Raw genomic sequence first — 13,832 nt, forward strand, 5'->3', positions numbered from 1 at the left:
TCAGAAGTTGTACTTCACGGTCAGCAGGGTGGTCCTTCCCGCATCGACGATATCCGAATTGGCCAGGCTGTTCTTGCCGATGTGCGACCAGTACGAGTACTGCTTGGTCAGGTTGCTGACCTGCAGGTCGAACTGCAGGCCGTTGGACATCGCATAGCCGACATGCAGGTCCACCCGGCGAATCGGCCGGATCCACAGGTCATCCCACGGACTACCCTGGTTGAGGAAGTCGTACGTCGACAGGTAGGACCCGGTGTAGTGGTAGCTGAGGTTCACCGAGAAACCGTATTTCTCGTAGAACAGCTCGGCGTTGGCCATGCGCTGCGGTGCCGACTGCAGGCGCTCGTTGTCGAAGCCGTCGCGACCCAGATCCACTTTCGAGTTCTGGCGCGTGGCGTTGACACTGAAGCCCAGGCCGTCGAACGGTTCCGGCAGGTTCTGGAACTTCTGTCGATAGGTCGCCTCGAGGCCGACCACGCGACCATCGCCACCGTTGGTCGGCGTCTTGGTCAGCACCGTACCCACGCCGGAGGTGTTCGGATCGGCCTGGCCGCCGCCGCTGTCGTAAATGTAGTTGCGCAGCTTCTTGTAGTAGCTGGCCAGCGACACATAGCCACCGTTCTCCGTGGTCCATTCCGCGCCGAGGTCCACGTTGGTGGCCTTGATCGGGCTGAGATTGGGGTTGCCGGTGGTGATGGTGGTCACGCCATCGGACACGCTGATCTGCGAGCCGCCGCCGAGCTGCACGAACGCGGGGCGGGTGTAGCTCTGCCAGATCGCACCGCGGTAGACGATGTTGCCGTCGGGGCGGAAGTTGATGAACAGGCTGCCCAGCGGTTCGTTGTAGATGGTGTGGTTGTTGGAGAAGTAGCCCGGCACCTCGTTCCCGTCGGCGTCCTGTGGCGTGGTCCAGAACGTGTTGCGAATCGAGGTGTGCTCGAAGCGCACGCCGGGGATGACCTCCCAGGGGCCGCTCTGGAACGTCGCCATCGCGTAGGCCGCGGTCACGGCCTCGGTGCCGCGCATGGTGTCGCAGTTGAAGTTGTTGTAGTCGAGCTGGCCGCAGGTATCCAGATCACCCGGCTGCAGGTGGTCCGCGATCAGTGCCGCAACCGCCGAGCGGCTGACCTGGGGCGTTGTCCAGTCGAACTTGCCCGGGAAGATCTGGTTGTAATAACCCTTGAAGATGCCGAGATCGTTGAGGGTGGTCGTGCCATCGTTGATACCGGCGGTCGAATAATCGCGATCGGTGAACTCGCGCGAGCTGTCGCTGTACTTGACGCCGAACTTGATCGACTGCAGCGGGCCGTCCTCGAAGTCGTAGCGCAGGTCGAGCTTGGCGCCACCACGCTTCTGACCCGAGCGGATGTCGGTGACTTCGCCATAGTCGTTGGCATACATGTTCTGGAGGTTGTTGACCGAGTTCAGCAGGCCCGGGGTCAGCACCGGATGCGGAAAGCCATTGCCGCCATAGCTGAGCAGCGAACTCTGGTTGTAGGCGAAGTTGTCCTGCGAATACTTGTCCTCGCGGCCGTCGATCTCGACGTGCTGCGGGCGATCGTTGCGGCCGATGCTCCAGAACACATTGGGTGAGATGGTCCAGCCACCGGCGGTCTTATCCGCTCCCAGCTGGATCGTGGCCAGGTCGGCGCGCTCGGGATTGGTTTCGTACCAGAAACGGTTGGCGATGCGACCGATGTTCGGGGCGTAAACCCCCGGCGCGGCCGTGGGAACGTAGGTCACGTCCTGCGGCAACAGCTGGTTATACGTGGTGTTCTGCTCGGTCAGCGCATAGGCATAGGTCATGCGCGCATACGCTTTCAGCGTGGAATCCACGTTCCAGTCGAGCGAGATATTGCCGCCGTAGCGCCGCTCGAAACCGGACGCCACGCCGACGTTGGTACCGAGGCTGGTCAGGTTATGCGCCGGGTCATAGCCGGGCGCGTTCTGGCCGTCGGAGGTGGCGTGCAGGAAAGCCCAGGAGCCGTCGTTCGAGGCACTTTCCGCCGCGCCGATCTCGCTGTTGGCGATGTTGCGATAGTCGTAATAGCCGCTCACGTACACGCCGAACTGCTTCTCCGCACCGAACTTGCCCTGCAGCTCGCCGGCAAGGCCACTGCCGAGCCCACTACCGCCGTAATCGCGTGCACGGCTCTCGACACGTCCACTGGCGGTCACGCTGCCGCTGAAATCCTTCTTGAAGTCGAACGCACTCGGTGTGCGGAAGTCGATCGTGCCGCCGATGGCGTCGCCGTCCATATCGGCCGTCGAGGTCTTGTTGAGCACGATGGTCTGCAGACCCGACGGCGGCAGCAAGCTGAGCTGCACGCTACGGCTGTACGGCATGCCCTGGGCGACGTTGCTGCCATTGACCAGGTTGACGTTGTACTCCGAGGGCAGGCCGCGCACCGAGGTGAACATGCCCTCACCGCGCGCCGCGCCGTCGATACCACCGAAATAGCCCGACCCCGTGGTCGTGACATTCACGCCGGACATCAGGCCCAGCGCTTCGGCGACGTTATGCACGGCGGTGTGCTGCAGGTCTGCCGCGGACAACACGTCCACTGTATTGATCGAATCCATGCGCATGTTGGTCGCGTCGTAGCGGTTGGCCACGACACTCAGTGCCTTCATCTGCACGGCCTTGTCCGGCTTGGCCGGCGTTGCCTGGCTGTCCGCCGTGGGCTTTACTGGCGGCGTAGACGACTTTGCCGGCGTGGTTGGCGTGGCCGGAGGTGCATCCTGTGCGAATGCTGTACTACCGAGCACGGCGTATAGCGCCACCACGAGACACTTCTTGTTGAAACCCTTATCAATAAACACGACTCACCCCCACCCCGAGATGCTTTAGAAAACATGCGCGACATTGCGCCGCGCGATGCGCAGTTCAGCTGATCAGCGGGTTCGTCGCGCGGTCCGGACGAAATACATCGCACACGCCAGCGCTAGCGGGCATGTGTCGACATCACGACGGACGGGTGAACGTGCCGATCAGGACAGTCGGACGATCAGAGGGAGCTTTGCGGCGGGGAATAGCCGGCGACGCACTTGCCGCGGGAGCGCAGGGCGCTCAACTTGGCACGTGCGAGGATCGGCAGGCCGTCGGCGAGGACGAGCGCGAACGGACGACCTGCAAGGACGCAGCTGGCGTTTTCATTTGAATTGGGCCGACGCATCGTAGCGGTCTGTCCGTCATTCATCGCGAGCTGCGTATCGGCATGCCAATAGGATGCCGGAAGGGTTACGCGAACGGACGTCCAAATTGGCGCGCGCTGCGTGCTGCAAGATATAGCGCACTGTAAAAAGGGCGTCAACTGCCAAAAATGCATAGGCGACGGGATGTTGCGTCGCAGCAGCTGAGGCGCCATCCGCACGCAAGAACTCGCGGTGCCCGTGCAGGTGCTCTTACGGGGTCATGATTCACCTCGACGACGACGTCGCACCGTATACAAAGCGCGGTCCGCCTCGGCCAGCGTCGCTTCAACGGACGCACCGTCCACGTGGGCTGCGCATCCCGCGGTGAAGCCACACAGTGCGGCATCCGCTCCGGCTGCCAGACGCCCGGCTAGTTCATGGGCCTCGGTGATCGCACTGTTGGGTAGAACGACAAGGAACTCGTCACCACCCAGGCGGATCACGTAGTCACCAGCGCGGACGTGACGCTGGAAGAACGTCGCCATCGCCACCAGGACTTCGTCGCCGCGTTGATGGCCGAAGGTGTCGTTTATCTCCTTGAACTTGTCCAGGTCCAGGGTGACGCACGCCCACGTCGTGCGGGAATCGGCGCTTTCCATATGCTGGGCGAGAAAGCGCCGGTTGTAACAGCCGGTCAGCGCATCGCGGATCGACCACTCGCGAAGACGCTGCTCCTGGAGCACTTGCTCGGTGATGTCCTGCGCGTGGCCCAACACCTGCGTTTCGCCAGCATGCGTGTCCACCATGTTGTGGTACTGCCAGACGCGCTGCGTGCCGTCCCGGGCCAGAAAGCGCAAACGCCCTGCGTCGGTACCACGCGCATTGATCCTCGCCAGGTACTCCGGTACGTGCGCCGCGTCACGTGCCGTCATGAGCTGGCCAACCTGCATGCCTATCATTTCGGCTTCCGAATAACCCAGTGACTGACACGCCGCCGGGTTAACCGTCAGCAGACGGCCATCGAGGTCGTGCGTGCAGATCAGGCCGAGGCTATAGGTGAACAAGCTGCGGAAGCGCCGCTCGCTGGCGATCAATGCGTCGATGTCCCGGCGACGCTCGGTGATGTCCTGGAACGCGCCAATCAGACGCGAGGCCTTCCCCTTCCGCTGTTCGACAGCACCATGGGCACGGACCCAGATCTGCCTGCCCTTGGCAGTGGTCATGGGCAATTCCAGGTCCCAGCCCTCGCCCTCCTCGATGCCGCGGAGTACCGCTGCCTCGAGAACCGTGCGCACCGCCGGGGCGTAGTAACCGATCGCCTCTTCGAGGGTGGGCTGGTGATCGGCCGGCACTTCGTGGATGCGGCAGGTCTGGGCGGTCCAGCGCAGGGTGCCCGTGGCCAGGTCCAACTCCCATCCACCGACGCCTGCGAGCACGCCGATCTGCTCGAGGAAATCCTCGCTGGTCCGTACTCTCCGACGAAGCTTTGCGATTGCAGATGGCTCACGGCGAGGGTTGGACGGCGAGACGAGTGGTTCATGCATCGCAGAATTCCGACAGATAAACCGGTGAGGCCTGCCCTTTTTCGGCAATGCGCCTGGAAGACGTAGGGGTGGCGAGCTTCAGGACTTCACGAATTCGGTCTCGATAAGAATCGTGACTTCGTCGGCTTCCAGCGGAACCCACTGACCTACGCCGAAGTCCGATCGCTTGAATGTAGCTTCGCCCGAAAAGCCCAGGCGTGGCGAAGCGAAGCCACGATAGACGACTTTCAGGGTAACCGGCTTCTTCACTCCGTGAAAGTCCAGAACACCATCTACAACCATGTGTTCACCGGTGATCTTCACCGTCGCAGAGGTGAAGGTGATGGCCGGGTACTTATCGGATTCGAAGTACTTCTGCGCGATTCTCTTGTCGAACGTCGGATCTCCTGTGCTGACCGAGTTGGGGTCGATGGAAATCGCCAGCCCGGACGCGGCTGCCTGCGAGGGGTTGAAGGAGAACCCGCCACTAACGCTGTCAAAGCGAAGCGAGTAGCGCGACAGATCCATATGGGCGAGTTTCGCCGTCACGGACGTGTGGTGCGGGTCGAGCTTGTATTCACCCGGCGCGGCCGCCTTGGGGTCTTTGGTCAGATTAAGGTTCTTGTACTGCGATGCGGCACTCGCGTCTTCCGCAGGCTTCTGAGCCGTTTGGGCCCTGACAGCCATGGGCATCGCGACAAGCAGTGCCAGCAACGCGGTGGAAGCGATCTTGAGCGTGGTCATGATGTCGATCCAGGAGGCAGGGTGGCTGAGCCATCGTACGGGACCACACTAGCCGACCGGTGGTGCGACGTCACTCCGACGTTTGGCCTGTGACCTCGCCCCGCCCGCCATGGATCCCTCTGGCCCGTATTCACCGCGTTTTGTAGTCGCCTTGGGCCACGGAACGTTCTATGGCGCGCGCCCGGAGTTTCAACGCAACGATGGAGCGTTTGCGCGAATTGTTTGCCAGCTCGATGACTGAGGGAGTCTCCTCGAACTTCCCCATGTCAACACATCTGGGCCCGGCGACCTATCCCTTCCGCCCCATTCTCCGGAGCACGCCATCCCGTTGCACGTAGTGATGGGCCAGGGCGGCAAGCGTGTGCAGCAGGACCAGCGCAGCGAACACGTTCGCAGCCAGTCCGTGCCATGCGTTCACGCGGAGGATCGTTGCCATGTCCTGCTTGCCCGGCACGGTCAGGACGTTGAACAGAGGAAAGCCATGCACGATCGTGTTGGCGAAGCCCAGCACCAGCACGATTCCCAGTACGACATACAGACCGATATGGACAACCTTCGCGGCCGCGCGCTCGACGGGTGTGCCCACGCCCGGCAGCCGGCTCCCCCGGCGCCACCGCCAAGCGATGCGTGCGATGAATACCACGGTGATGCAGATGCCGAGCAAGACGTGGACCGACCAGATGTCCACACGTAACGGACCACGCGCCATGAGGCCCGTCGTGCGGCCAATGAGCCACTGAACAGTCACGAGCACAGCCGTTAGCCAATGGAGGACGATCGTAGGGCGGTCATAACGTTCTTGCATGGCTTCGCGTACCAGGTGTTTCCGGATGGACGAAGTATGTGCTCCCGGAAAAGACTTTGGTTGTCACGGGTTGCATTGGCCGAAAAAGTTCACCCTACAACGGAAGAACTATTGCGCCAGCCTGTGCGCGAGGGGATTCTCGATACTTCTGTATCGCAATAATGCATATGCGAGTCCTCGTCACAGGAAGTGCGGGGCATCTGGGCGAAGCACTGATGCGAACCCTGAGGGCGGCCGGCCACAAAGCGATCGGACTGGACCTGAAGCCGTCGCCGTACACAAGCCTGGTCGGATCCGTTACGGACCGGTCGCTGGTGGCGAGAGGCCTGGTGGGCGTCGACGGCGTCGTGCATACGGCGACCCTGCACAAGCCGCATATCGCAACGCACCCATCCACCGAGTTTGTTGCGACGAACGTCGACGGGACGCTATGCATGCTTGAAGAATGCGTAAAAGCAGGCACTCGTTCGTTCGTGTTCACAAGCACGACCAGTGTGTTCGGACACGTGCTGACGCCTTCATGGGGCGAACCCGCGGCATGGATTACCGAGGACATCGTCCCGATTCCGAAGAATATCTACGGTGTCACGAAGCTTGCCGCAGAGCATCTGTGCGAAATGCAACATTACCGACATGGACTGCCCTGCGTCGTACTCAGGACATCGAGGTTCTTCCAGGAAGCAGACGATGACAGGGAAATGCAGAAACGATACGACCAGGACAACCTTAAAGTCACCGAGTATCTGTATCGCCGGGTAGACATGGAGGATGTGGTATCGGCACATCTGCTCGCCCTGGAGAACGCAACCCGCCTCGGTTTCGGTCGGTATGTCGTCAGTGCGACGACGCCCTTCTCGAAGGACGACCTGGTCGAGCTGCGCACGCAAGCCGACAGGATCGTTCGCCGGCACGTTCCTGCTTATGAGCATGAGTACAGCAGACGCGGGTGGACGATGCTTCCCGCCATCGATCGCGTTTACGTCAACGCGCTTGCAAGAGCGGAACTCGGCTGGACGCCGAAGTACGATTTCGGGTACGTGATAGAACGGCTAGCGCGCTCACTGGACTATCGGAGTCGTCTCGCCCGGACCATAGGTATCAAGGGATATCATGCCCAACGATTCCTCGACCCACCGTATCCCATCGAGGGCCTGACCCGAGCTGGGGATCGACGTGACTAAAGCCGACTACATTCGCGCGCTCTCGATGCATCGTCATCGTGAGGGCGGCTATTTCGCCGAGACGTACCGAAATAACATCACCATCGGCACGGGCCGCCCCGGAAAGGATGGAATGCGGAGCATCGGAACCTGCATCTACTACATGCTCACGGACGACGAGCCCAAGGGCTACCTGCATCGGAACCTCTCTCCCATCGTCCACTTCTTCCATGCGGGCGCGCCGATGACCTACTGGCTGCTGGACGAAACCGGTCGCGTGGCTCGGCACGTTCTCGGCCCGGACCTCACCGCCGGGGAGACCTTGCAGCTCGTTGTGCCCGGTGGTGCGTGGAAGTGCTCGGAGCTCCATCCTGGCGGCACCTACGGGCTTCTCAGTGAGTCGGTGATGCCGGGATTCGAATATGAGGACAGCCAGATTGCATCGCGGCGCGAGTTTGTCGCTCTTTTTTCGCACGCACAGGAACTGGCGGCGAAGTTTTGCCGATGGTGACGGGCTGTGCGCCAGGTCGCAAGATAATACGAATGTATGGTTGTCCGGGGCGCCGTAAGGAACGAGGCTGGCATAGCCACTGGCTGCACATCTGGCGCGTGACCGGGAAATGGGCAAATACCAGCATTTTCAGGGTGAACGATGCGGACGAACTGCACGAGATCCTGACCGCGCTGCCGCTGTTCCGCTACATGGAAATCGAGGTCATCGCACTGAACCGTCATCCCGCTTCGATCGAAGAAGCCACCACGGGAGATTGAGAAGCTGTGAGAACGCCGCTGGCTTTCGCCTCGCCGTGAGGGCAAGCTCCTCTCGGTAGCCGCGCTCGCGGCCTTGCGATATCGAGGCATTAGCGTGACGACATCGAAGCCAGAGTCCGGCGGGCCAGCGCGGCCGTTGCGACTGGTGCTCCTGGAAGACGACGACCTTCTGCGCGACCGGATCCTTGCGCCCAAGCTGAGGCAGTTCGGCTTCGAGGTCACCGCGACCGGCAGCGCGGCTGAGCTGCACGCGGTGGTCGGGAAAGGCGCCCCCGATATCTTTCTGCTCGACCTCGGCCTGCCCGACGGCGATGGCTTCGAAGTGGCGCGTTCGCTCCGTGCCGCCGTGCCCAGGGCCGGCATCATCATCCTGACCGGTCGCAGCGACAACGTCGACCGCGTGCGCGGCCTGTTCGAAGGCGCCGACGCCTACCTCACCAAGCCGGTAGAGATCGATGTCCTCGTGGCCACGCTCTATAGCGTGGCCCGGCGCCTGGAGCCGGCGACGGTACCGGCCGGCCATTGGGCGCTCAGCCCGGACGAATGGTTCCTGCTGGCGCCCTCCGGCGGCCGCGTCATGCTCAGCAAGAGCGAGCGCCGCCTGCTCGACGTGATGCTTCGGCGCACTAACGAAGTCGTCTCGCGCGAGGCCTTGATCGCCGTGCTCACCGATGACGTCGATGCCTTCGACCCGCACCGGCTCGACTCCATGGTGCATCGCCTGCGCCGCAAGGTTCTTGCCGCCCTCGGCGAACCACTGCCGCTAAACGCCGCCCACGGCACGGGCTACGTCCTGGAAGCCTGACGCCTCGGCGACCGATTCGATCCGTGGTAGCAACAGCCGGATTGTCGTCCCCTGCCCCGGCACGCTCTCTACCGTCGTCCTGCCGCCGGCCTGCACCACCAGATCGTGGACGACGCTCAGGCCGAGGCCGGTACCGCGGTCGACGGACTTGGTGGTGAAGAACGGCTCGAACATCTGCGCGCAGATCGATTCGACCATACCGATACCGGTGTCCTGTACCGACAGTGCCACGTATCCGTCGCTGTCTTCCAATGTGATCGTACAGCTGCCGCCCTCGGGCATGGCATCGCGGGCGTTCGTCACCAGGTTGATGATGGCCATCTCGAACTGGCTGCGGTCGAAACGGATCAGCCGCGACTCCGGCGGAAGCTCGATGCGCAGCTGGCAATGCGACGACAAGGATTGCCTCGCAAGCGGGCGCAATTCCTGCAGCGCCGCCACCGCATCGAATTCCTCGGTAAGGGTGACGTCGTTCCGGCTGAAGTTGAGCAGCTTGCGACACACCGCCGTGCCGCGCCGCGCCGCCAACTCGATGCCCTCCAGCGCATCGGCCACGGCGCGGGTGTTGCCGTCCATCGGTTCGTCGTCCGCGGGAAGTCGGTCACGCTCGGTGGAGAAGCCGAGGATGATGTCGAAGACGTTGTTTACGTCGTGCGCGACACCGCTGGCCAGCTTGCCAACGACGTCCATCTTCTGTGCATGAAGCAGTTGCTCCTGCGTGCGTTCGCGCTCGGCAATTTCCAGCGCCAGTTGCCGCCGACGCCGATCCGACTCGAGCAGGCTCTCGCGCAAGGCATAGATACTGCGGTCGACGATCAATGCAATCAGGAGGTAGCTGGTCAGCGCGCGCATCGGCAACAGGTTGTACATGGCAAGCAGAACACCTGGCGTATCGCCGGCGCCGGAAGCCTTGAGCGGATCGACGCTCACCACCAGGATCACCACTTCAGCCGCGTACGTGATCCATAGCGCCTTACGGCCGAGCATCAGGCCGCTCAGCGCCAGGATCATCATCAGCGTGAGGTTGCCGTCGGTGGCGTGGTAGCCGAACGCTGCATAGGCCACCGCGCCGGAGGCGAGCATGGTGCCCACGAACTGGGCGACGGCCAGCGGGAATCGTCCGCGACGGATCAGGTAGAAGCCCAACCACGCCGATACGGTCATCGCCAGATCGGTACCGAGGTCGATGGTGAGCGCCGCGGGCGCCCCGATGCGTGCCCTGGCGTAAAAATGTTCCTGCAGATACGACCCGTGCAGCCCGAGCAGATAGAGCTTGGTCGCAGGAATGCGCAAGCCCTCGAAGATCAACAGCAGCTGCATGAAACCTGCATTGCGTCGGTCGACCGGATCGTCGATCGGCGTATGGGCAAGCCAACTGCGAATCCGGGACATCATCGCGCTTTTCCCCTCGACGTCCGGCGGTGAGAACTCGGTGAGAAGCCGGCCAGTCGAGCGTGTGTGACTTTGCGATGGATGTAAAGCTATCGTCGGTTGTCCGCATGAACCTGCGTCATGCGGACGTGTGCCGAAGGGGCAGCCTTTTACGGGTTGGGCACAAGAACTTACGAGGCAAAACGGGCTCTTTTCCTTCGGGGGTACTATGTCAGTAATCACGTTCAGGCCTTGGCTTGTGGGAGGCGCGCTGCTCGCTGCCGCCAGTGCCGCATGCGATGCGCACGCCGCTGCCGCTACCGCAACGGTAGGCAGCATCACCACCACGCCGTTGATCACCAAGTCGGTCGACAAGAGTCAGATGACGACGCTGCCAGGCAGCGTGCCTGCCAGGGTCCGCAGCAGCGCCGATGCCGGTCCCATGGGAACCACCGAGGTAATTTCCTCGATGACCCTGGTGCTCAAGCGCAGCGACGACCAGCAGAAACGCTTCGATGCCTACCTCGCCTCGCTGGACAATCCTTCCTCGCCCAACTTCCACCAGTGGCTGACCGCAAGCCAGGTGGGCGCGCAGTTCGGACCGAACCAGAAAGACATCGTCGCGGTGAAGGCATGGCTCGCCAGCCAGGGCCTTGGCGTGAAGAACGTATCCGCCGACGGCATGCTTATCCGTTTCACCGGATCGGTGGGTGCCGTGCAGCAGGCATTCGGTACCTCCCTGCACCACTTCACCGGCGCCGATGGCAAGCGTCATTTCGCCAATAGCGCCGAGCAGAAGTTGCCCACGGCCCTCGTACCCGTCGTCCGCGGTGTCGCCTCACTGACCGACTTCTTCCCGAAGCCGCAGAAGAAGGACGCCCAGCCGGTCAAACGCAACAAGAAGGGTGAATGGGTCACCGCCGGTGCACCCTCCTCCGACTTCAACTTCGTCTACCAGGGCGACGTCCAGTTCGATGTCGTGCCGGCCGACTTCGGCACCATCTACAACGTCAACCCGCTGTGGAGCCAGACGAACCCGGTACGTGGTGCCGGCCAGACGGTCGCCGTGCTCGAGCGCACCAACGTGCTGGATGCCGATGTCGCCACCTTCCGGCATACCTTCCTGCCGGCCGATGCCAAGGGCGTCTTCACGCAACTGCACCCGGCGGGTTTCGCCGGCGACACCAGCTGCGGCGATCCGGGAACCAATGCCGACGAAGGCGAAGCCGCGCTCGATGCCGAGTGGGCCGGTGCCGCGGCGCCTGACGCCAACGTGACGCTGGCCTCCTGTGCGGATAGCGGTGCTGACTTCGGTGCCTTCCTCGCCGCGCAGAACCTGCTGGAGCAGGACGCCCCGCCGCCGATCATGAGCCTGAGCTACGGCGAGTGTGAATCCGTCAGCGCCGCCGTGGGCGATCTCGATGAAGCCGCCGCGCTGTGGTCGACCGCCGCTGCCGAAGGCGTGACCGTCTTCGTCTCCACCGGCGACGCGGGCTCGGCCGGTTGCGACCAGAACCAGATCGCCTCCAGCTTCGGTATCGCGGTGAACGGACTGGGTAGTACGCCTTACAACATCGCCGTCGGCGGCACCGACTTCGACGACTTCAAGAAAACGCAGAAGTACTGGCTGGCCGGCAACGGCGAGCTCGGCGCCAGTGCGATCAGCTATATCCCGGAGCAGACCTGGAACGATTCCTGCGCCAGCGCCAAGCTCGATGCGGTCCTGGGTATCGCCAATCCGAACAACGCCTGCAACTCCGCTGCCGGCGAGAACTTCCTGAACACCGCCGGTGGCAGCGGCGGCCCGAGCTACGTCTGGTCCCAGCCGACCTGGCAGCAGGGTATCGCCGGCATGGACCAGAACGTCACGCGGGCGTTGCCGGATATCTCGCTGTTCGCTGCGAACGGCCTCTATGGTCATGCACTGATCTTCTGCATGTCCGATAGCGATCAGGGCGGCGTGCCGTGCAACTACCTGGATCCGACCGACTCGCTCTTCAACAGTGCCGGCGGCACCTCGTTCGCCGCCCCGGCCATGGCCGGCGTGCAAGCCCTCGTTGACCAGGCAAGCGCCAACCGCCTGGGCAATGTCGGCCCGACGCTCTACGGTCTGGCTCGCGCGCAATACGGCACGGTCGCCACGCCAGCAGCAGGCTGCAAAGCCAACGACACCAGCTGCGTGTTCCACGACGTTGCCACGGGCGATATCGACGTGCCCTGCTTCGCAGGCACCGGCGATTGCTTCGTCAAGAAAGGACAGCAATACGGCGTCGTCAGCGACGGTGGGCGCGCCTCGCTGGTCACCGCGTGGAAGGCCGCCAAGGGCTACGACTATGCCACCGGCCTGGGCTCGGTCAACGTGACCAACCTGACCAACGCCATCGCCGCCAGACAGACCCGCGGACAGATCATCCCCCGCACCTGGGATCTGGCAGGCGCCAACGACAGCGCCAACCCAGGCGTGGGCCTGAACTCCGTCCTCGACGGCAAGAGCACCTTGCTTCTGGTCGGCCCGAAAACCGGTAACGCCACCCTGGTGCGCATGAACGGGAGCACCGTGCTCAGCAGCGACACGTGGATCCCCGTCAATCAGGGCGCTCAGGTGGCCGACGGCTTCCAGCCGGGTGATCAGGTCAAGGCCATCCCGTTCGACATCTTCGGCGGACAGCTCACCAACCAGACAGTGATGGAAAGCGACAACCCGACGAGCAACACCCTGAACCTGGCGGTCTACAGCTATGGCTGGGAGAACTTCCGCTTCCCGTATCCGGCGGGCTGGAGCCTGGTCGGCGCCGGACTGGTCGACGCCTCGGCGAAGTCGAAGGAAGTCTGGTTCAACGCAAGCACCGGTAAGGTGTCGTTCTGGGCCTTCGATTGCAGCGGCACCATCAAGTTCGGCCGCTTCGACACCATGGGCTGCGAACAGGGCGCGACCACGACGGTTACCGCACCCGCGGGCTTCACGCCCAACCTGGCCGATCTCAATGGCGACGGCATCCTGGATATCGTCTGGACCGGATCGAAGAACGCGGTCAAGTACTGGATCAACGATGGCCAGGGCGGCTTCACCAAGAGCGATGGCAGCAACGCACCGGCAGGTTTCGCGCTTGTCGGCGTCGGCGAGATCGCCGGCAGCGGCAAGACCGACCTGATCTGGTTCAATGCCTCTACCGGCAAGCTGCGCTGGTGGGAGATGGACGGCGCGAGCGTATCGAGCCAGAAGACCATGGCGGCGCCGGACGGCTACAGCGTCGCGACGATCGAAGACTTCGACGGCGATGGCCTGGCCGACCTGCTGTGGACCAACGCCAAGGGCAAGGCTGTCCTCTGGCTAGGCATCGGCGACAGCTTCGTGTCGCAGCAGGTCGCCGATGGCGAAGGCACGGCGTATGTCGTGCCCGCTGGCTACAAGGTGCAGATGAATCGCGTGCAGGGCGTGGTCAATGCGGCCTCACCGACCACCAGTGCGCAGGTGGCGGCGGTCGGTACGCACTGACCCGGCGCGCGTACAAGCGGAG

Annotated in this window: 11 protein-coding genes; 5 read left to right on the forward strand and 6 right to left on the reverse strand. The window is 63.0% G+C overall.

The window, feature by feature from the left end:
* The 5 genes from C8J98_RS06740 to C8J98_RS06760 all read right to left on the reverse strand — a co-directional run bounded on the left by C8J98_RS06740 (position 1) and on the right by C8J98_RS06760 (position 6,207).
* A complete protein-coding gene (locus C8J98_RS06740) occupies positions 1–2,823 on the reverse strand; it encodes a TonB-dependent receptor (protein ID WP_233260137.1) in 2,823 nt (940 codons plus the stop codon).
* Between the two features lie 185 nt (positions 2,824–3,008).
* Positions 3,009–3,200 carry a hypothetical protein gene (locus C8J98_RS06745; RefSeq protein ID WP_107912252.1) on the reverse strand — a complete coding sequence of 64 codons (192 nt, stop codon included), beginning with the start codon at positions 3,198–3,200 and terminating at the stop codon, positions 3,009–3,011.
* 213 nt (positions 3,201–3,413) lie between these two features.
* A complete protein-coding gene (locus tag C8J98_RS06750) occupies positions 3,414–4,679 on the reverse strand; it encodes a sensor domain-containing diguanylate cyclase (protein ID WP_107912254.1) in 1,266 nt (421 codons plus the stop codon).
* Between the two features lie 78 nt (positions 4,680–4,757).
* Positions 4,758–5,402: a YceI family protein gene (locus C8J98_RS06755; RefSeq protein ID WP_107912256.1), complete on the reverse strand. Its 645-nt coding sequence runs from the start codon at positions 5,400–5,402 to the stop codon at positions 4,758–4,760.
* Between the two features lie 289 nt (positions 5,403–5,691).
* A complete protein-coding gene (locus C8J98_RS06760) occupies positions 5,692–6,207 on the reverse strand; it encodes a cytochrome b (protein WP_107912257.1) in 516 nt (171 codons plus the stop codon).
* A gap of 167 nt (positions 6,208–6,374) precedes the next feature.
* Between C8J98_RS06760 and C8J98_RS06765 the strand changes: the two genes are divergently transcribed.
* From C8J98_RS06765 to C8J98_RS06780, 4 genes are all read left to right on the forward strand, one after another.
* Positions 6,375–7,388, forward strand: a complete 1,014-nt coding sequence (locus C8J98_RS06765) for an NAD(P)-dependent oxidoreductase (RefSeq protein ID WP_107912259.1) — start codon at positions 6,375–6,377, stop codon at positions 7,386–7,388.
* The gene (locus C8J98_RS06770; protein WP_199229838.1) at positions 7,381–7,878 is read left to right on the forward strand and encodes a cupin domain-containing protein; all 498 of its coding nucleotides are present in this window, start codon (positions 7,381–7,383) and stop codon (positions 7,876–7,878) included. The genes C8J98_RS06765 and C8J98_RS06770 overlap by 8 nt, the downstream gene beginning before the upstream one ends.
* A 32-nt stretch (positions 7,879–7,910) precedes the next feature.
* The gene (locus C8J98_RS22455; RefSeq protein ID WP_255417721.1) at positions 7,911–8,138 is read left to right on the forward strand and encodes a muconolactone Delta-isomerase family protein; all 228 of its coding nucleotides are present in this window, start codon (positions 7,911–7,913) and stop codon (positions 8,136–8,138) included.
* 94 nt (positions 8,139–8,232) lie between these two features.
* Entirely contained in the window at positions 8,233–8,943 is a 711-nt protein-coding gene (locus C8J98_RS06780) for a response regulator transcription factor (protein WP_233260140.1), read from the forward strand.
* Here C8J98_RS06780 and C8J98_RS06785 read toward each other — a convergent pair.
* Positions 8,902–10,338: an ATP-binding protein gene (locus C8J98_RS06785; protein WP_158272629.1), complete on the reverse strand. Its 1,437-nt coding sequence runs from the start codon at positions 10,336–10,338 to the stop codon at positions 8,902–8,904. The genes C8J98_RS06780 and C8J98_RS06785 overlap by 42 nt on opposite strands.
* A gap of 235 nt (positions 10,339–10,573) precedes the next feature.
* On the opposite strand from C8J98_RS06785, the gene C8J98_RS06790 reads away from it, so the two are divergent.
* Complete coding sequence (locus C8J98_RS06790) at positions 10,574–13,810, forward strand: protease pro-enzyme activation domain-containing protein (RefSeq protein WP_158272630.1); 3,237 nt, start codon at positions 10,574–10,576, stop codon at positions 13,808–13,810.
* Positions 13,811–13,832 lie beyond the last annotated feature (22 nt).

Source organism: Luteibacter sp. OK325 (assembly GCF_003050935.1).
Lineage (GTDB): Bacteria > Pseudomonadota > Gammaproteobacteria > Xanthomonadales > Rhodanobacteraceae > Luteibacter.